This window comes from Nostoc sp. (assembly GCF_036919495.1).
Taxonomy (GTDB): Bacteria; Cyanobacteriota; Cyanobacteriia; order Cyanobacteriales; family Nostocaceae; genus Nostoc.
This window is the reverse complement of sequence record NZ_JBALBZ010000206.1, coordinates 225,734-246,124: the sequence shown is the minus strand read 5'-3', so window position 1 is coordinate 246,124 and position 20,391 is coordinate 225,734. Positions and strand designations below refer to the sequence as shown.

Below are 20,391 nucleotides of genomic sequence, written 5' to 3'. Positions count from 1 at the left end.
GGAAAGAGGACAAGGGGTAGGGAGCAAAGAGCAGAGGGGAAAGAGGTAATTTTTATTCTTTCTTTGTCCCCTGCTTCTTCCCCACTCCCCACTCCTTTACGAATCCAGCGAATATTTCATGATGATGTTGACTGTTGTATTTTTGTTTACAACAAAACTGGCATCACGAAACTTTGGTGTACCTGTTTGTATGGACACAGTTGGATTTTTGGAAATTCCAAAACCTTCTTTGGGAATACCGAAAAAGTCTTTATTGAGTTTGCGATCGCCATTTTGATCGTCAACTACGGCGACAGCATAAGTTCCTGGCTTCAAACCAGTAAATTGTTTTTTTACAGAATTGCCAGTAATCTTAGCGCAGCCACTTTGAGATCCACTAGAATTACTCATTGGGAATCCTTTTTCACTTGCGTAAACTCTGAAACAAATCTCACCTTTTTGGTGATGTATTCCATTTACCACAACATTAAGTGTTGCAGTTGGCTCTGCATTTACTGTTTTAGCAAAGCTGATGCTCACTAAAGTAGCAAGCAAGACATGACAAACGTGAGATAGTTTCAACATAGTTTTGTAGTGAATAATAGGTGATTTTTTGGTTTAAAAAAAGCCGCTTTTGCCAGCTTATTTTTATGAAGTGATTCGTTCAAAGTCTGGCTGGCTGTTTTTTAATTGATGCACTTTGCCAACCTTTCCAAAGTATTTGCAGCACCTTTAGCAAATCTTTCAGCAGAAGATATTCTGTCCCTTTTAACTGCTGATGTAAACTTATATGACAACACAGCCGCTCATACAAACTCAAGGGACTCCGCCATATAGAGAGTACATACTCCCAGAATATTCTCCAATGTGGCAATAAAATTTGTCCTTTCTTTGCTGAATCAAACCACACTGCATAGGCATAAAAGTCAGGCAGCATACTCAATGAGTGTTTTTTTGTGTTGTTAGTAAACAACAAGTAATTAGGGAAGTACATACTCATTGATTGTTGCGGATGGCTTCTGGCAAAAAATAGATATTCAGGAATTTCATAAAACCTACCGAGCATACCAAGTCTTAACAAGAAAATTCCATCTGCATTACCATAACCACCCATAGGCGGTGTCATTCTTAGGGCACTGGCGCGAATTACACCGTAACATTGATAACATAAATGCTTAGTCAGCAATTCGTGAAAACGCTCATGTGGTTTTAGTGCATCTGCCTTGAGTTTAATATCATAGTTTTGGAGAAAACTCCCCTTTTCATCAATGAAATATGTCTGGGAGTGACACAAGATTATAGTAGGATCTTGGTCAAGCACCTCAACACACTTCTTGATAAAATCTGGAGCATGTAGATCGTCATATGCTGCCCACTTAAAGTATTCACCCGAAGACAATTTAAAAACTTGATTGAAGTTACGGGCGCAACCGATATTATTGTCATTGCGGTAGTAAGAGATACGTTGGTCTTGCTCGGCATAAGCTCTACAGATTTCTTCAGTTTTATCTGTAGATGCATTATCTGAAATAATTAGTTCAAAATCTTCAAAGGTCTGAGCCAATAGTGAATCTATGGCTTCTTTGATAAATTTTTCACCATTGTATACAGGTAACCCGATGCTCAATCGTGGCTGATTGCTACTCATATAAAACAAATATTATGAAAACCTATGGATTATTTGATGCTTAATTGCAGATAATTGTTAGGCAGATGCAACGTAATAATCCAAAAGTCAGAATTTAGAATTGAGTAGGTTGGGTTGAGGAACGTAGGAAGATCCCGCAGGGTAACCCAACATTAATTATCAAGGCTTTATTAGGTTTCACTCACAGTCAACCCAACCTACTCTTCTAATTCTTTTATTTTACCTACTCCCAAAAGCCTATTTCATCAAGCTTTGAATATCTGTTTTTTGCAGCCATTCATGTGTTCGCTGCATTCCTGATTCTAGGTCAATTGTTGGTTTATAATTTAATAGGCTTTGGGCTTTGGCAATAGAACAAGCATAGGGACGAGTCATAAAATCTATAGACTCTGGTAAAATATCAACTTTTTTGCGAAAAAGTTTTTGTCCTTGAACGCGTAGCTTTAGAAACAACTTGATTTCATCTTTCGGTAATGAAAGCGGTGCTGATAAATCTTCGATTGCTGCTAAACGCATAAAGTACTCTTTCCACGAAGTTTCTTGTCCGTCGGTGATATTAAATATTTCACCATAGGTTTCTTTTTCTATGGCAAGAAAGATCGCATCAATCAAGTTATCTATATATACATGATTGATTACTCCTTTACCTTCATTGGCATAGGCAAATAATTTTTGACGCATCATTAGAATTGGTCTGACTATCCAGGGAATACTTCCTGGGCCGTAAACATCTCCGGCTCGAATAATGATGATGCCAAAATCTGGAGAATTGTTGAGTTCTAAGAGTGCTTTTTCAGCTTCTATTTTCGTTTGACAGTATGGATTATTTTCGCCAGAGAGTGGACCGGATTCTGTAATACCATTAGGATAGTTGAAACCGTAAACCATCACACTGGATAGATGCACAAATGTTTTGACACCAGCCTGTTTAGCGGCTTTAGCTATGTTGAGTGTACCGCCAACATTCACATCACGAAAATGATTAATTGCGCCAGCTTCTTCGGCAAGTTGCTCTGTATGTAAAACGATATCTACTCCCTGGCAAGCTTTTTGAGCAATAGCAGAATCGGTGATACTACCAATAATTACTTCAACACCTAAATTCTGTAATTGTTTGTTCTGTTCTGTAGAAGTTTGCAGTCCACGAACATTGATTCCTTGCGCTATAGCTAACTCGGCTGTACGCAAACCGACAAGTTGATCAATCCCAGTGATTAGCAGGGTTTTGTTTTTGATGTTCATAAATTCGAGTTTATTGTTAAATAGGTGAATTTGAATTGTTAGATAAAAGATTTCAAAGTTGTACCGAATTGTAATTTTGGTAATAACTTTTAATCTAAAATCTAAAATGAGGATAAAGAGCAATTTTTCTGTGGAGACTCTGCACCAATGCTTAGTTATGAGTCTATCTCAAGGCAAAATAATTTGATTATTTTGCTGCGAGAAATAGCTAGAAAATATCTCCTGGATCTGCGGAGCGGAGTTTGTTGATAGCAAGCGCTCCTGATGCTATACACATCAAAACTGTTGAAGTTAAGACAAGGAGTGCATTATTAATGGTCATCAATATTGGTAATTTAGTTGCTTCTGCTGCAAAACTATATATTAAAACAGAAGTAATAAATCCTGGAATATAACCTAAAATTGCCAAAATCAAAGCTTGCTGAAATACTACATTTAATAAGTATTTATTGGCATAACCTATGGCTTTTAAAGTGGCATAAGCAACGAATTGTGTAGCAATATTGCTGTAAAGAATTTGATAAACAATAACTACACCAACAACCGCAGCCATTGTCAACATCAAGTTAAGAATAAAACCAATGGGGGTTCTGACAGCCCAATATTTTTTCTCAAAATCAATAAAGCCTTGGCGTGTAAAAACTTGGACATCATTAGGTAAAGTTGCTTGCAGATTTTTCAGTACTATTTCTGCATTAGTACCAGGTTTGAGGGAAATCAAACCGATATCGATCATATCTGCCGGACGGGTATTGGGATTTATCCTTAAGAAAGTTGAGTCACTGACAAGCAAGTTTCCGTCTACCCCAAAGGAAGGTCCTAAGCTGAATAAGCCACCAATTCTAACTCTATAGCCAACTAATGAATTGAAGGGAAATATTTCAATTGTCTGTGCAGTATCTCCCGCATCAAATTTTTTAGCTATTGGGCCAAACTCTGGGCGAGAACTCCGGTCAAAAAGCACGACATCGGGAATTTTCAGTTTATCTAAATTTTTCTCAACTTCTGGGATATTCATTACAGGTCTACCTGGATCGAAACCAATAACGTATATTGAATATTTCTCACCAGTTGCCGGATTTTTTAGTTTTGCAAATTGCAAATACATGGGGCTAACTGACTCTACGCCATCAAAGGCCAGAGATTGGTACAAACGAGTCCGCGAAAAACTTTGATTTGAGGTCAAAGATTTATATTGAGAACTAACTAAAAATAAATCTCCTTTGAGATTCTGATGTACTGCGGTCGCACTTGAATAGAGAGCATCTTGAAAACCAAGTTGCACAAACATTAACAGCACAATAAAACCAATCCCAGCTACAGCTACTAGTAAACGAATTTTTTGCTGGGCTAGCTGTAGCCATCCTAAAGGAATTTTGAAAATCATGGATTTATTTGTCATTTGTCATTTGTCATTTGTGAGCCAGTGCGGTCTTCTCCCAAAGGGAGAGGCTCTGCCAACGCGAAGCGTCTCGTAGAGAAGGGGGTTTCCCCCATGAGTAACTGGCGGTAGCGAGGTACGAACGTCACACAAAGGGTCATTTGTCATTTGTGAATGACCAATGCCCCATGCCCCTTAAGAGTGCTAAGTAATGAGTGTTGTTAGCGAATAGCTAGGGTTTAGCCTGTGCCCCTTTACTCAGAACTTGGAACGGGCAACTATAGCTATCCGCTAACGAAACTCGCAACTGTTTTGTCCCATGCCCAATGACTAAATATGAATAGCAACATCCACTTGTAAGTTGGTTAAACGAGCAACCTTTTCACTATCTGCGGGACTATCGATGGAGATTTTCACTTCAATTATTCTGCGGTCTGTATCTGAGCCAGGGTTTAAGCTGAAGATGTTTTGCTTGTCAACTTGCCAACCAATCTCTTTTACAGTTCCTTTTATTGTTCCAGTAAATGCAGTGCTGGTAATTGTGGCTTTTTGTCCTACACGCACTTTTTGAACATCGGTTTGATACACCTCTGCAATCACGTACATTTGAGATGTCTTACCTATCTCAGCAAATCCTCTGCTGGTGCTGATTACTTCTCCGGTTTTGGCGTGAATTTTCAAAATTTTGCCATTTATGGGAGCTTTGATGTAACTTAAATCCAAGTCGGCTTTTGCTTGTTGAACAGAAGTTGTTGCACTGTTGACTTCGGTTTGTGCTACTTGAACATCTACACTACGCACTTCACTAATACTGGTGAGTTGCGCTTGTGCTTGCTTGCGTTGTTCTTGGTATGTGTCTTGAGTCCGCTTGAGAGTGGCTTGGGCTTCTGTTAGCTGTTGTTGTGTAGTCTTGAGTTGCAAAGCTTTGGTATCTGCTATAGAAGCCGCGATCGCACCTTGTTTATATAATTGCTGATAGCGATCGTTCTCGGCTTGAGCATTGTCTACTTCTGCCTGGATACGGGCAATTGTCGCCTGTTGTGTAGCAACGTCTCCTTTATATTGTGGCTCTAAACGGGCGATCGCGGCCTTTTGAGCATCGACATCTCCGGTTTTAGCTCCAGATTTCACCTGCCCTAGTTTAGCTTTGGCAACTTGCAGTTGGTCTAAAGCCTGTTGCAATGCGGTTCTAGAACGACCATAATTTTCTAGATATGCCAGTATTTGCCCTGCTTTAACCGTCTCGCCTTCTTTTACCAACAGTCTGTCTACTCGCACCCCGTTATTAGAAGCGGGAGCAGTTAAAGAGGTAACTTCGCCTTCTGGTTCTAAACGTCCCAAGGCTGTCACAGCAAGTTTCACAGGAGTGACTGCTTTTGGAGGATTTGTTGCTGGTGTGACAACTTTAGATTTAGACCAAAACGGTATCAAACTATAAAAAGCTATTAATCCTGCCGCCAAGGTGAGAGAAGCTGCTAAAATTACTTGCGATCGCCCTACGGGTTTTGTGAATAATCGGCTTTCTTTATTTACTGCCATCTTTTCATTCCAATTCTGTTTTCTAGGGGATAGCCTGGTTATATTTAATCGATTAGATATAGACTCATCCGCAAATTACCAAAAGGGCTTTTCCTCTAGGTTTATTACCTTAATCAAGTGGATGGGGCTAAATTGGTTTTATATGAATTGTTGTACGCTTTTGCCGCCAAAATTAACTATTGTGGCGTGAAAATTAATGGTGGTGTTACTTCAAAGCTTCCTAAGTTATATCCTAATTTTACATCTAATCCCGTAGCGTAAAATACAATAGTGCTAACCAGAAAACTTAACTCTCAAGAACAACGAAGCGCCAGTAAAAATAAACTCAAAGTTTGGATAAACTTGTTATTAACAATGACATTGAAAGTAAATTTTGTCAACCGATTAACTTGGCATAAGTCCTGATTCTCTCACTAAAATATTTCATTACAGTTAGATTAGAGACTGAATAAATTTGCTCATCACTAATCTCTTGTCTGTTAATTGAATACTAAAAGATAGTTTATTATTAAGCAGATTTGATATTACTAACAGATTATTATTAGCAAGGTTGTGTAGTATTAGACATTCTTATCAGCTTTGTTCATAGTAATTAAAGGCATGAAGCGATACATTTGGTGCGTTATACCAATTCTGTATGAAGATGCACCTATAGTGCAAGAACGAACCGCCAAGTACGCCTTCGCGTTGGCGAAGCCTCTCGTAGAGAAGCATCTCGAAGAGAAGAAATAAGAAATTAAGAGATTTGGCGCAGCTCTACGAAGAAACGGTATTGCGTCAACCCATATCTAAAAATACACGAGTCCACTGTGGCGAGGTTTGTTTACCTTTAACAAGGGATTTGGTCCCTTGAATTACCAACATACTTATAAATCTTCTGCTTCGTTGCTATCCCGTCTTGGAATAAATTCTAAGGCTAATAGCTAAAGTCCTCTCAAGAGGACTAAATACAAAATTTAAAGCTATGTACATGCCTATCCTTAATGAAAGGGAAAATTTAAGTCCACTTGAGTGGATTTTAACTATGAAAAGCAGAATTTAAGTTCTAGGCGGGATGTCAGTCAAAGTGTCGCGCTGACTGTTACCTGTGTAGCTGTGCTTTATAAACGCCCTTTTCAGGGATGTAATCATAATTATGTTTATCAAGCAACATACTAAAAATTAACATTTGCTTTATAAATAACCGCTTTGCATCTTAACTTGACTTATATTGAAAAATAACCCGAAACTTTGACTCAATTATGATGTTTCTCTGAGAAAACATACTTATGGTTATTCAATTTATCTATGTATTCATAGAATTGTTACTTACTAGACAACAGATTTGCATTGTTAACTTAATTCAGCAGAAATTTTTGGCTAACCCTTAGACAACAAAATATCTCACACATTTATATAGTCATAAATTATACTTTAATGCTGAATTCTATTCAAAAGTTACACCAGCAATAGTGGAAGTTTATTTATAAAATAACTTTAAAGGAATGATTTAGTTTATGTAAAGTGTGTTATCGTTTTTATTAATTCAATGCTTAAAAGCAGTTAAGCAAGCTAGTTATTTAATTAGAATTTTAAAATTAAAAATAACTAAAATTAACTGCTTATCCATCACCTTCTGATCGTTTAATTACTTTTAAACTTGCATTATCTCGGATTAAAGGTGGTGTCTTTTCTGTAACGAACTTGTCAACTTTACTGGGTCAAATCCCATAAAATATATTATCTTGGACGTTGAAACTAGCTATGACATTGATCGAGATACAGAACGTTGTCATTAATAACAGCTATGTTGCTGTGGTTAGGCTAGATAATCAAACGGGTTCAGGCAAAAAAAGCGTTTCTGTTTCCTTAGCTACTCTTCAGTTTTTATTGTTCCAGTGGGATACCATTGCTCAAAATCTCTACTATTACAAATGGATTGAATTCACTGGTCAAGCAGCTATTACACTCCAAGACTATTTTACCAGTTTTAACAACGTCATCGACCTATTGCCACAATATCAAGAATCTAGCGTTGGATAAGATTTTTTTGCGATGTCTACGACGGGCTACGCCTACGCAGTGTGCCAAAGTCGCCTGGAAACATAAGGCTTTACCCCGGCAGTATGTATCGTGTGGTGTCGATTTGGAGACAAGCATTTAGCAAAGATAAGATAGCTAATTGCTTACAAAACCAGAGTTTTTCATTAATTAGTAGGCAACAGAATTACTGTAGCTACACAATCCACAGTACTAACTATGCCCTATGTCTGCTTATTCGATTAATACTGCCTTAGCGGAGTTAGAGAGCCTTATCAATAATTGTGAGAAGGCTGTGATGAGGTCTATAGAGGAAAAAAACATGAAGTCAGATAAATCAGATAAATCAGTGTCAATTAACAGAATTAACAGACAATTACAACACAATCCTATAGCCATTGTTGGGATGGCTTCTCTATTGCCTCAAGCCAGAAATTTACGGGAATATTGGCAAAATATAGTAAACAAAATTGACTGTATTACTGATGTTCCTTCCACTCACTGGAGTGTCGAAGATTATTACGATCCGAATCCCAGAACTACTGAAGATAAAACCTACTGTAAAAGAGGTGGGTTTCTTCCAGAAGTAGATTTTAACCCGATGGAATTCGGCATACCACCTAGCATTCTGGAAGTCACAGATGTATCGCAACTATTAAGTTTAGTGGTTGCGAAAGAAGCGATGGAAGATGCAGGCTATGGCGAAAAACGTGAGTTTAACCGCGAGATGGTTGGGGTAATCTTAGGCGTGGCTATGGCCAAGCAATTAGGAATGCCACTTTCTGCCAGATTGGAATATCCAATTTGGGAAAAGGCACTCAAAAGTAGTGGTTTATCTGACGAGGATACGCAAAAAATTGTTGATAAAATCAAAAGCGCTTATGTGAAATGGGATGAGAACGCTTTCCCTGGAATGTTAGCTAACGTAGTCGCAGGTAGAATTGCTAATCGCCTGAACTTTGGCGGGATGAATTGTGTAGTTGATGCCGCTTGCGCTAGTTCCTTTGGTGCTTTAAAAATGGCAATTAGTGAGCTAGTTGAGCATCGCTCTGACATGATGCTAACTGGTGGTGTTGATACCGACAACACCATTATGGCTTACATCTCGTTCAGCAAAACACCGGCTGTTTCTCCTAGTGAAAATGTCAAACCTTTCGATGCTAAATCTGATGGGATGATGCTGGGTGAAGGTATCGGAATGATTGTCCTCAAACGGTTAGAAGATGCTGAACGGGACAACGATAAAATCTATGCCGTAATTAAAGGTATTGGTACTTCCAGTGATGGGCGTTACAAGAGCATTTATGCTCCTCGCAAAGAAGGTCAAGTCAAAGCCTTAGAACGTGCTTATGAAGATGCCGGTTTCTCTCCCGCTACTGTTGGTTTGATGGAAGCACATGGCACCGGTACAATGGCTGGAGATCCGACAGAATTCGGTTCTTTAAAAGACTACTTTGATGAACACGATGAGAAAAAACAGCACATCGCTTTGGGTAGTGTGAAATCACAAATTGGACACACAAAAGCGGCTGCGGGTGCGGCGAGTTTAATTAAAACTGCTTTGGCTTTACATCACAAAGTATTACCGCCCACAATTAACATCACCGAGCCGAACCCCAAACTCAACATTAAAACTTCATCCTTTTATTTGAATACCGAAACTAGACCTTGGATTCGTCCAGAAGGAGAAGCGCCAAGACGCGCAGGTGTGAGTTCCTTTGGATTTGGCGGAACCAACTATCACGTTGTCTTGGAAGAATATGAAGCCGACCAAAACGACGCTTACCGCTTACATAGTGATGCTAGTGAAGTGTTGTTATTTGCTCCTACAGTAGACCAATTGTTGAGCAAATCTGAAGACATTTTAGGTAAGTTGCGTTCACGAAGTGACTCCGCAGGAGTATCGCCAGAAGCAAAAATATACTATGCACAATTAGTCAATGAGTGCAAATCTCTACAAATTCCCCTTTCTGCTGCCAGATTTGGGTTTGTAGCTGAGAATCTGGAAGAAGCTTGCAAGTTGCTGCAAACTAGCATTGAGTGGCTGAAACACAAAGGAACAGCAGCATCTTGGGAGCATCCCCAAGGGATTTATTACCGTTCCTCTGGTATGGAATTGGGTGGAAAAGTTGTCTCTCTATTTTCTGGTCAAGGTTCGCAATACCTGGAGATGGGACGCGAACTGGTGATGAATTTTCCTTTGATGCGTCGTCTTCATGGTTATATGGATAGCCTGTTGCTCAAAGATAATTTGCAGCCGTTGTCAGAAATCGTTTTCCCTCATCCTGTGTTTGGAGAGGCAGAAAAAAATGTCCAAATTGCTGCCTTGCAACGCACAGAATATGCTCAACCAGCCATCGGGGTGTTGAGTGCAGGGATGTACAGCATCCTGCAACAAGCTGGGTTCAAGTCAGATTTTGTTGCCGGTCACAGCTTTGGTGAACTAACAGCGCTATGGGCTGCGGGGGTTTTGAGTACAGAAGATTACTTGTTCTTAGTGAAAGCTAGGGGTCAAGCAATGGCGGCACCAGAAGACCCAGATCATGATGCGGGAAGTATGCTGGCTGTCAAAGAAGATATCAGCAAAGTGGAAGCAGTGCTGAGACATTTTCCGCAAGTTGCGATCGCTAATCAAAATTCTCCGACTCAATTTGTCTTGGCTGGGCCTACCGCAGAAATAGTCAGAATCAAAGAGGCTTTACACGAGAAAGGATATACAGCTGTATTGTTACCTGTATCAGCAGCGTTCCATACACCGCTAATTGCCTTTGCTCAGAAATCCTTTGCGATCGCTACTAAGTCTGTCAAGTTCCAAAGTCCCAAAATCCCTGTTTACAGCAACGTTACCAGTAAGCAGTATCCCAAAGAACCCCAAGGTATTCAAAAAATCCTGGAAACGCACCTTTCTAATTCAGTGCTGTTTAAACAGGAAATTGAAAATATCTATGCGGCGGGTGGTACTTGCTTTGTAGAATTTGGGCCGAGAAGAATTCTCACCAACTTGGTGAAAGATATCCTTGGCGATCGCCCACACATCACCGTATCTTTGAACCCTAGCGTTCAAAAGAATAGCGATCGCTCTTTGCGAGAAGCGGTTGTGCAGTTGCGGGTGATAGGTATGGCTTTGAATAACCTCGATCCTTACCAACTTCCCCAAACTATCCCCCCAATTGAGACGAAGAAGACATTAAATGTCCGTTTAAACGGGATAAACTACAGATCCGAAAAAACGAAAAACGCCTTCGCTCTAGCTTTGCAGGATGGGCATAAAGTCACATTACCCGCCCCCGAATATTCTGAAGCGGCTCCTTTATTTAGCAGCCCAGGTGTAACTCCAACTCTTGCTGCGATCGAGACTAACGGACATAAAAAATCTACCGCAACAATGAACGGTGTGAGTTCTAATATCATCACCCAAACAGAGCAACAAATGAATCCTGTGACCCTTTCACAACCAGCCCAGGAATCTAAGATGCAACCAACGCCAGAAAAACTTACAAATTACCAACAACTTTTAGAAAGTTTAGAATATCTCCTGACACAGTTCCAGGAAAATCAAGCCGAGAATTTACAAGTTCACGGTACTTATCTCAACCATCAGATGGAATACGCTAAAGCGTTTTTTCAACTGATGCAGCAGCAGAATTCTTTGTTGAGTGAAAGTAAATCAACAGCCGAAACTGCCAAAATGAAGCTAGTTGTCATGGAAAGCCTAGAGCGCAGCATGATGCAGTTTCACTCCCAACAAGGTGAAACCCTACGCATCCATGAGCAATATCTTCAAGAGCAGTTGGAATATACCAAAAACTTTTTCCAACTCATACAGCAAGAATATTCTCAAATCATCTCTGGTGATGGAGCAACTCAACTAATAGATAAACTCAGCAATTTCACTCCGTTCACCACAGAAACAACTGTTACTGATGCACCCGTACCCGCTACTACCAAGATAGTAGAAAGCCAGCCTTTGCCTATAACTGAGCCTATAGCTAAAAATGGCTTAAATATTACCCAAGCACCTCTCCCGGCTGCTGTAGAGCCTGTAGTTGAAACTCCTGTATCCCCAGAGACACGATCAATCGAGACGCGATCAATCGCGTCTCTACTGCCTACACCGCACTTCGCCACTGTCGAGACAGTAGAGCCACCTGTCCCAGTTGTAGAACCCCAAGCCGAGGTTGTAGTCAAAATTAGCTCACCTCCAGTCAACGAAGTTGTTGCATTTACCGCAGAACCAGCACCCACAACTGCTGCACCTGTATCTGGCGCAACCATCGATATTGTTGACTTGGACAAAAATCTGTTAGCCATCACCAGCGACAAGACCGGCTACCCAGTCGAGATGCTGGAAATGGACATGGATATGGAGGCTGATTTAGGAATTGATTCCATCAAACGGGTGGAAATCTTAGGGGCGCTACAAGAAATGTACCCTAACCTACCGAAGCCCAATTTAGAGGAACTGTCAGAAAAACGCACCATTGGTCAAGTTGTCGAGTATCTGCAATCCCACGCTTCCAAAAGTATTACTGTAGAAATTGCATTTCACGAAGTACAACCAGCAACCGAGGTTCCAGTAGAGACTGCACCAGTAGTTGAGGTGGTAATTGTACCGGAACCAAGCGTAGTTGTCGCATTCACCCCAGAACCAGAAGTTGCTCCCGCTGTAAGTGATGAATTTGCAAACTTAGGTGAAACCCTGTTAGCTATTACCAGTGATAAGACTGGCTATCCAGTGGAGATGCTGGAACTGGACATGGACATGGAAGCCGATTTGGGTATTGACTCCATCAAACGGGTGGAAATCTTAGGGGCGATGCAAGAAATGTACCCCAACTTACCCAAACCAAATATCGAAGAACTCGGAGACCTCCGCACCATCGGTCAAATAGTTGATTACCTACAGCAGTTGGCTGGAGGTGAAAAAAAAAAGTCTGAACCTGAGTTTGTCCAACAGCAGCCACCGGAATTAGAGCATAATATCCAGCGCCATCCGGTCAAACTCAGAAGCTTACCACAGCCCGATTATTTGGATTTTACGTTACCAGAGGGACACATTGGTTTAATCACCGATGATGGTTCCCTCACTACCTATAAATTAGCTGAATCCCTAATCGAGAAAAGCTGGAAAGTAGTAGTTATCAGCTTCCCCCAATCGCTCATCGCCCAACAAGCGCCTTTACCTACAGGAGTAACCCGCGTCACCTTAGCAAACTTGAGTGAAGAACATCTTCAACAACAATTGCAAGCGATCGCATCTCACTGCGGAACGATTGGGGCCTTCATCCACTTACATCCGATGTTTGTAGGAAATCACACCGGAAGTATTTCTTATAACGAATCAGAAAAGGCGATCGTCAAGCACGTATTTTTGATGGCGAAACACCTTAAACCCTCCCTCAACGAAGCCGCAAAACATGGACGTAGTTGTTTCTGCACAGTTGCTCACCTTGATGGAGCCTTCGGTTTAGAGTATAAAGTCAACTTCGGTGCGATCGGTGCTGGTTTATTTGGATTAAGCAAAACTCTGAGATGGGAATGGCCCAAGGTGTTTACTCGTGCGATCGACTTAAGCCCCAGACTTGATGCCAAACAGTCAGTACAAAACATCATCGCCGAACTTCACGACCCCAACCTTTATATAAGTGAAGTTGGCTACGGCTCACAAGGACGAGTCACCATTATCGCCGATTAAAAATCTCTTCATCTCTTCTCTCTGCGCTCTCTGCGTCTCTGTGGTTCGTTAAAAAAAACCGCAGAGGCGCAGAGGACACAGAGGAAGAAAAAACCCAATTTATGCAGGTATTCACGAGGATTTATGACACAAACAGCCCAGCTTAGTCCATCATCTGTCTTTGTCGTGAGCGGCGGTGCAAAAGGGATTACGGCTGAGTGTACTATCAGATTAGCTCAACAGCAACCCTGTAAATTCATCCTCCTCGGTCGCTCCGAACTATTAGAAACCGAACCAGATTTTGCTCAAAATTCTGATGAATCCGCATTGAAAAAATGCATCATGGAAAATCTTCTTTCTCAAGGAGAGAAGCCCACACCCATGAATGTACAAAAAATATATAACAAAATTACCTCCAGCCGTGAAATTAAAAAGACTCTAGCAGCAATTGAAAAAACCGGAGCTAAAGCAGAATATATCAGCGTCGATGTCACAGATACGATAGCTTTACAAGAAAAACTTGCCACTGCTGTGCAACATCTCGGCCCAATTACCGGAATCATCCACGGCGCGGGAAACTTAGCTGATAAGTTAATTGAAAAGAAAACAGAAGAGGATTTTGAAAAAGTTTACACCGCCAAAGTTCAAGGTTTAGAAAACCTGCTAACTTGCGTCAACCCTAATCAACTTCAGCATTTAGTTTTGTTCTCTTCAGTAACAGGCTTTTACGGAAATCCCGGACAATCTGATTATGCGATCGCAAATGAAATTCTGAACAAATCAGCCCATATATTTAAGCAAAGTTATCCTTCGTGTCATGTAGTCGCTATCAACTGGGGCGCTTGGGACAGTGGGATGGTAACAGCAGAGTTAAAGAAGATTTTTCAAGAGCGAAAAATTGAAATAATTCCGATTGCAGTTGGGGCACAAATGCTCGTTAAGGAAATGGATAATACCAATCATGCAACCGCACAAGTTGTTATTGGTAGTCCACTAGTCCCAATGGCTACAGAACTAGATTCAGAACTACGAACTTATCGTATTCGTCGCCAAATGACATTGGAGGCTAATCCATTTTTACACGATCATACGATTGCTGGTTCTCCAGTTTTACCAGCAACTTGTGCAATGACCTGGATTATTAATGCTTCTGAACAATTATATCCCGGTTATAGATTGTCCAATTACCAAGATTTCAAAGTTTTAAAGGGGATTACTTTCAATGAAACATTAGCGAAGGAACATATTTTAGAGATAGAAGAAATTTCTAAAGTTAATCTTGAAAGAATTGAACTTAAAGCCAAAATTTCGAGTAAAAACCCAGAAGGGAGAACTCATTTTCATTTTAGCGCTCAACTCAATCTCCAGCGAGAAATCCCAGATGTACCCACTTATGAATCTCTCAATCTCGAAGAAGATAATATCATCACCGCTACAGGAAAAGCTTTTTACCAAAATGGTGGGGCTACATTATTTCATGGCCCCGCTTTTCAAGAAATCAAAAGAGTTTTAAACATCAGTCCTGAAAAAATCACTACAGAATGTCTTTGGCCAGAACTCACCCCACAGCAACAAGGACAATTCCCTGTCCAATGGGTTAATCCTTACACCACTGACTTGAGTATGCACGCCTTATGGGTTTGGACACAACACTTTCATCAAGAAGGTTGTTTACCTGGAAAAGTAGAAAAATTTGAACAATTTGCGATGATACCACATAACGAAACATTTTACGTTTCTTGTGAAGTGATATCTAAGACACCAAGTAGTGCGATCGCAAACTTTATCATACACGACCGCCAAGGTAAAATCTATTCACGAATGCTCGGCGCTCATGCCATTATTTGGTCAATGAAAATGCTCAGAAGCTAGTAATCTTCCTTTAAGACTCAATAGCTATATATAGCAATCGTAAACCATTTGTGAAAACTTATATTTCTTTTCTTGGCGCTCTTGGCGTCTTGGCGGTTCGTTAATTTTCACAACTCACATAGGATTGCTATAACTTGCCACTTCAAAGTTTGGGGAACAGCGTAAATCCTGGCTTTTAATTATCTCTTGCTAAATACCCAAACTCGGAGCATATAAATCGTGGAAAAAATAGCCATCATCGCATTATCATGCCTATTCCCCGATGCAAAAAATCCTGAAGAATACTGGCAAAACATCGTTAATCAAAAAGATTCGACATCCTCTGCAACCGTCGAAGAAATCGGAGTAGATCCGACAATCTTTCACAATCCAGTTAAAGGTACACCAGACAAAACCTATTCTCTCAAAGGTGGATACATCCGCGACTTCCAGTTTAATCCATCTGAATACAATCTACCATCAGATTTTGTTGCTGGTTTAGATAACACTTTCAAATGGTCATTATATGCCGCTAAACAAGCAATAGTACAAAGTGGTTATTGGGGTAATAAAACTGTCTTGGCAAAATGCGGCGTAATTTTAGGTAATTTGTCATTCCCAACAAAATTATCTAATCAATTATTATCTCCAATTTACCAGAAAGCTATTACTCCTGCGGTTAGAGAACTTTTGCAATATGAAGACTTTGATTTAGCTGTCTCAAGTACAACTAAAGCATCTTTATATAATGCGATGATATCTGGTTTACCAGCATCTATCGTAGCTCAAGCTCTCTCTCTCTCCCAGATTAACTTATGTCTGGATGCTGCTTGTTCGTCGTCATTTTATGCGATTAAACTAGCGTCTCATTACTTATGGTCACACAAAGCTGATGTTATGTTAGCTGGAGCCATCAGTTGTGCAGATTCCCTATTCGTGCGAATGTTATTTTCTGGTGTTCAAGGGTATGCAGAAAACGGCATCAGCCGCCCCTTAGATAAGTCCTCTAGAGGGCTAATTCCCGCCGATGGTGTTGGGATGGTGATGCTGAAGAGATATTCTGATGCCGTTAGGGATGGCGACAATATTCTTGCTACCATCTGCGGTAATGGACTTTCAAATGACGGCAAAGGTAAGCACTTACTGAGTCCGAATCCTAAAGGACAAGTCCTAGCTTTTGAACGAGCCTATAACGAGGCAAAAGTTAGCCCCAAAACCATCGATTATCTAGAGTGTCATGCCACCGGCACATTACTAGGAGATACAACCGAATTCAATTCCATCGAAACATTCTTTGGTCAAAATCAAGCTGCACCTCTGGTGGGTTCTGCTAAGGCAAATACAGGTCACTTGCTAACTGCTGCCGGCATGGTTGGCTTGACTAAAGTGATTTTGAGTATGTCTCATGGTGTAATTCCAGCAACCATGAACGTTTCGGAACCTTTAACATCAGAAAATGGTACAATTTCCGCCGATAAAATTGTTAGAACAGCTACGGCATGGCCTAATAATAACGCATCAATTAAACGGGCAGCTATTAGCGCTTTTGGTTTTGGCGGCACTAATTCTCATCTGATTTTAGAACAAGGAAATACAACAGAATCAGTTGAATCAACTTTGCCTGTTCCACCTACCAAAGTCGCTATTGTCGGCATGGATGCCTTTTTTGGTAACTGCAATGGTTTAGATGCTTTTGAACGCAGTATTTATGATGGAACACAGCATTTTACTTCCCTACCGCCTCAAAGATGGCACGGTATAGAAAATCAAGAAAATGTCCTGAAAGAGTACGGTTTAACAGACGGGAAAGCACCATTAGGGGCATATATCAAGGATTTTGAAATCGATACTTTATCGTGCAAAATCCCACCGAATGAAATCGAGAAGTTAAACCCACAACAATTGTTGCTTCTGAAAGTTAGCGATCGCGCCGTAAAAGATGCGAAACTACAGGAGGGTGGCAATGTCGCAGTGATTGTCGCTGCCGAAACAGAATTTTCTGTGCATCAGCTACAGCAAAGATGGAATTTATCTTGGCAAGTTAAGGACGGTTTACTCAACCAAGGAATTTCTTTACCTGCTGAACAGCTTTCCCAACTGGAAACCATTGTTAAAGATAGCATTCATCAACCAGTAGAAATCGGCGAATATGTGAGCCACATCGCCAACATTATGGCGAGTCGGATTTCGGCTTTGTGGAATTTCACTGGCCCTGCATTCACTGTCAGCGCTGGCGAAAATTCTGCCCTCAAAGCGTTGGAAGTTGCCCAAATGCTACTCGCTACGGGAGAAGTAGACGCGGTGGTTGTGGGCGCAGTAGATTTAGCGGGTGGTGTGGAAAATGTCTTATTCCGCAGCCAATTTGCCCCAATTAATACGGGTGTAAATACCTTGGGTTACGACCAGCAAGCCAATGGTTGGACGGTTGGCGAAGGTGCGGGTGCAGTTGTTCTCAAGCGCTACGAAGCTGCTAAAGAAAATAATGAACGCATCTATGCAGTAATTGATGCTATGAGTTTCGCACAAGGTAATTCTACTTTGAGTGACGCTCTGGTAAAACCTGATGCCTCAGCTATCAGCAATGTCTGCAAACAAGCTTTCCAGATGGCGGAGATTCAACCCACAGAGGTTAACTATGTAGAAGTCTTTGGTAGTGGCGTTCCCCAGGAGGATGAAGCCGAAATCACAGGTTTACTGCAAGCTTATCCGAAAGTGGGCAATGGTTTGCATTGTGCGTTAGGTAGCGTTAAATCCAATATCGGCCACACCTATACAGCATCGGGAATTGCTAGCTTAATCAAAACCGCTCTCTGTCTTTATTACAGGTATATTCCCGCCACACCAAAATGGTCTGGTGTCAAAACACCGCAAGTATGGGAAGGTAGTCCTTTCTATGTGGCAATGGAATCAAGACCTTGGTTTGTCGATAAAGGCGGCACACGCAGAATAGCAGCAATTAATAGTATGGGTATAGATGGCAGTTACGCCCATTTAATCTTATCGGAAGAACCCAGCCAAGAGGAACGCGACAACAGATATTTGCAACAAATGCCTTTTCATCTGTTCCCTATCGCAGTTAGCGATCGCTCCACTATACCCGATATCCTAAACCATCTCCAAAAATCCATCGAAGCTAGTTCTTCTTTATCAGCTACCGCCAGCGAGACATTTGCTACCTTTGAGCAGCAATCTAATGCAAAATACGTCTTATCAATCGCAGGACGTAACATAAAAGAACTACTCAAAGAAATTGAATCTGCCCGCAAAGGTGTAAAAAATGCCTTTGAAAATGGCACAGATTGGCAAACACCAATAGGAAGTTATTTCACAGCGAAACCATTGGGCAAAACTGGAGCAGTTGCTTACGTTTACCCCGCAGCAGTCAATTCTTATATTGGCATTGGTCGCACCGTCTTCCGCTTATTTCCGAAAGTTTTTGAGGACTTAAAAAGTAACAATCTCTACAACCGGGCTGCTGATGTCGAAAAGTTAGTTTATCCCAGAAGCTTACCTAAATTGACAACTAGACAATTAGAAACTCTCGAAAAGCAATTGTTAGATGATTCGCTAGCAATGTTTGAAAGCGAAATCGCCTTTGCTAGATACATGACAGCAATTTTCCGAGATGATTTTAAAGTCAAGCCGCAATCTGTATTTGGGTATAGCTTGGGTGAAACTAGTATGATGGTTGCCCAAGGAGTTTGGAGTGATTTTGAGGGCGGAAGTAACACCTTAAACTCATCACCTCTATTTGGCGATAAGTTATCTGGGCCGAAAAATGCTGTGCGTGAATATTGGGGATTAACAGATTCACCAAACAACAATTTTTGGAATACCTATGTTCTCATGGCTACTCCATCGCAAGTTAGAGAATGCCTGAAACATGAGAATCACGTCTACTTAACTCAAATCAACACACCAGAAGAAGTATTAATTGCTGGTGAAGATGCAGCCTGTAAGCGAGTGATTCAAACTTTAGGTTGCAATTCCTTCCCCGCTCCCTTCGACCATGTGATACATTGTGAAGCGATGCGATCGCAGTTCGAGGAAATCAAGAAGGTAAACAGCTTACCATCACAAAACCTTCCTGGGATTGTGTTTTATTCTGCCGCCGACTATCAACCGATCGTACTTGAAAGTGATGCGTTCGCCGGAGGCGTTGGCGAAGCCATCGCGCATAACATTGCCAAAGGATTGTGCCAAGAGCTTGATTTTCCGCAATTGGTAAATCGTGTCTACGATGATGGTGTGAAAATATTTTTAGAAGCAGGCGCCGGTAGTGTTTGTTCGCGATGGATTGATAAAATTCTTGGCAGCAAAGAACATATCACAGTCTCTCTGAATCGTAGAGGGATGGATGACCATGCTTCGATGGTCAAAGCATTAGCAAAATTACTCAGTCATCAGGTGAACGTGGATTTATCACCGTTGTACAGCAAAGCCCAAGAAACCGCTAATTCAAGTAAAGCAACATTGAGAACAGTTACCTTGGGTGGGAAAGCGATCGCTGCTACAATTTTGAGCGAAGAAAATCGTAAACTTGTTGAAGATTTTGCTGGGGATCTTAGGAGCGATCGCTTCAAAATACAGCATCCAAACATACCTAATCTCCAACAATCTGAAATCACAGATTTTCTTAACACTTCCAACCACATAACTCAACAAGAAAGTCGTTTCCCTAACATCTTGCCTCAGGCAGAAGAAGTAAAACTGAAAAATATCATTGATAACGTTTTTGAACCGAGAGAACAATTACAATCTTCTGAGTCAAGCACAATTAAACAGCAAATTCCTCCTTCTTCGCCACCTGTCATAACTCGAAAAATTAGTAGCATCATCAGCATGTTCGATTTAAATAAGACACAGTATCAAAAGCTCAATGCTAATAATTCAAAGATAACTAAAGCACATACTGCTTTTTTACAAGCTAGACAAGATTACAGTCAGCAAATGAGCGAAATCATTCAATTGCAACTAGCTTGCGCCCAAAACTTGCTTAACGACGAATCTTGACATAAGTCTACATACTTCAACCGTCAATAACCTTGGGAAAGGGGA

10 protein-coding genes are annotated in these 20,391 nt (G+C 40.9%); 5 read left to right on the top strand and 5 right to left on the bottom strand.

The window, feature by feature from the left end:
- Nucleotides 1–96: 96 nt before the first annotated feature.
- The 5 genes from V7K25_RS29545 to V7K25_RS29525 all read right to left on the bottom strand — a co-directional run bounded on the left by V7K25_RS29545 (nt 97) and on the right by V7K25_RS29525 (nt 5,789).
- Nucleotides 97–564: a DUF2141 domain-containing protein gene (locus tag V7K25_RS29545; RefSeq protein WP_335163134.1), complete on the bottom strand. Its 468-nt coding sequence runs from the start codon at nt 562–564 to the stop codon at nt 97–99.
- 79 nt (nt 565–643) lie between these two features.
- Nucleotides 644–1,627, bottom strand: a complete 984-nt coding sequence (locus tag V7K25_RS29540; RefSeq protein WP_335163132.1) for a glycosyltransferase family 2 protein — start codon at nt 1,625–1,627, stop codon at nt 644–646.
- A 237-nt stretch (nt 1,628–1,864) separates the two neighbouring features.
- On the bottom strand, nt 1,865–2,869 hold the full coding sequence (locus V7K25_RS29535) for an NAD-dependent epimerase/dehydratase family protein (protein ID WP_335163130.1): 1,005 nt from the start codon (nt 2,867–2,869) through the stop codon (nt 1,865–1,867).
- Between the two features lie 208 nt (nt 2,870–3,077).
- The gene (gene devC, locus V7K25_RS29530) at nt 3,078–4,256 is read right to left on the bottom strand and encodes an ABC transporter permease DevC (RefSeq protein WP_335163196.1); all 1,179 of its coding nucleotides are present in this window, start codon (nt 4,254–4,256) and stop codon (nt 3,078–3,080) included.
- A 324-nt stretch (nt 4,257–4,580) separates the two neighbouring features.
- The gene (locus V7K25_RS29525; RefSeq protein ID WP_335163128.1) at nt 4,581–5,789 is read right to left on the bottom strand and encodes an ABC exporter membrane fusion protein; all 1,209 of its coding nucleotides are present in this window, start codon (nt 5,787–5,789) and stop codon (nt 4,581–4,583) included.
- Nucleotides 5,790–6,389: 600 nt separating this feature from the next.
- Here V7K25_RS29525 and V7K25_RS29520 point away from each other — a divergent pair.
- The 5 genes from V7K25_RS29520 to V7K25_RS29500 all read left to right on the top strand — a co-directional run bounded on the left by V7K25_RS29520 (nt 6,390) and on the right by V7K25_RS29500 (nt 20,346).
- Nucleotides 6,390–6,521 (top strand): hypothetical protein, encoded by a 132-nt coding sequence (locus tag V7K25_RS29520; protein WP_335163126.1) that lies wholly within the window; start codon nt 6,390–6,392, stop codon nt 6,519–6,521.
- A gap of 1,011 nt (nt 6,522–7,532) precedes the next feature.
- On the top strand, nt 7,533–7,811 hold the full coding sequence (locus tag V7K25_RS29515; protein WP_335163124.1) for a hypothetical protein: 279 nt from the start codon (nt 7,533–7,535) through the stop codon (nt 7,809–7,811).
- Between the two features lie 223 nt (nt 7,812–8,034).
- Nucleotides 8,035–13,503: a beta-ketoacyl synthase N-terminal-like domain-containing protein gene (locus V7K25_RS29510; RefSeq protein WP_335163122.1), complete on the top strand. Its 5,469-nt coding sequence runs from the start codon at nt 8,035–8,037 to the stop codon at nt 13,501–13,503.
- A gap of 123 nt (nt 13,504–13,626) precedes the next feature.
- Nucleotides 13,627–15,354 carry an SDR family NAD(P)-dependent oxidoreductase gene (locus V7K25_RS29505; RefSeq protein ID WP_335163120.1) on the top strand — a complete coding sequence of 576 codons (1,728 nt, stop codon included), beginning with the start codon at nt 13,627–13,629 and terminating at the stop codon, nt 15,352–15,354.
- 219 nt (nt 15,355–15,573) lie between these two features.
- Nucleotides 15,574–20,346 carry a PfaB family protein gene (locus V7K25_RS29500; protein WP_335163118.1) on the top strand — a complete coding sequence of 1,591 codons (4,773 nt, stop codon included), beginning with the start codon at nt 15,574–15,576 and terminating at the stop codon, nt 20,344–20,346.
- The last annotated feature ends 45 nt before the right edge of the window (nt 20,347–20,391 follow it).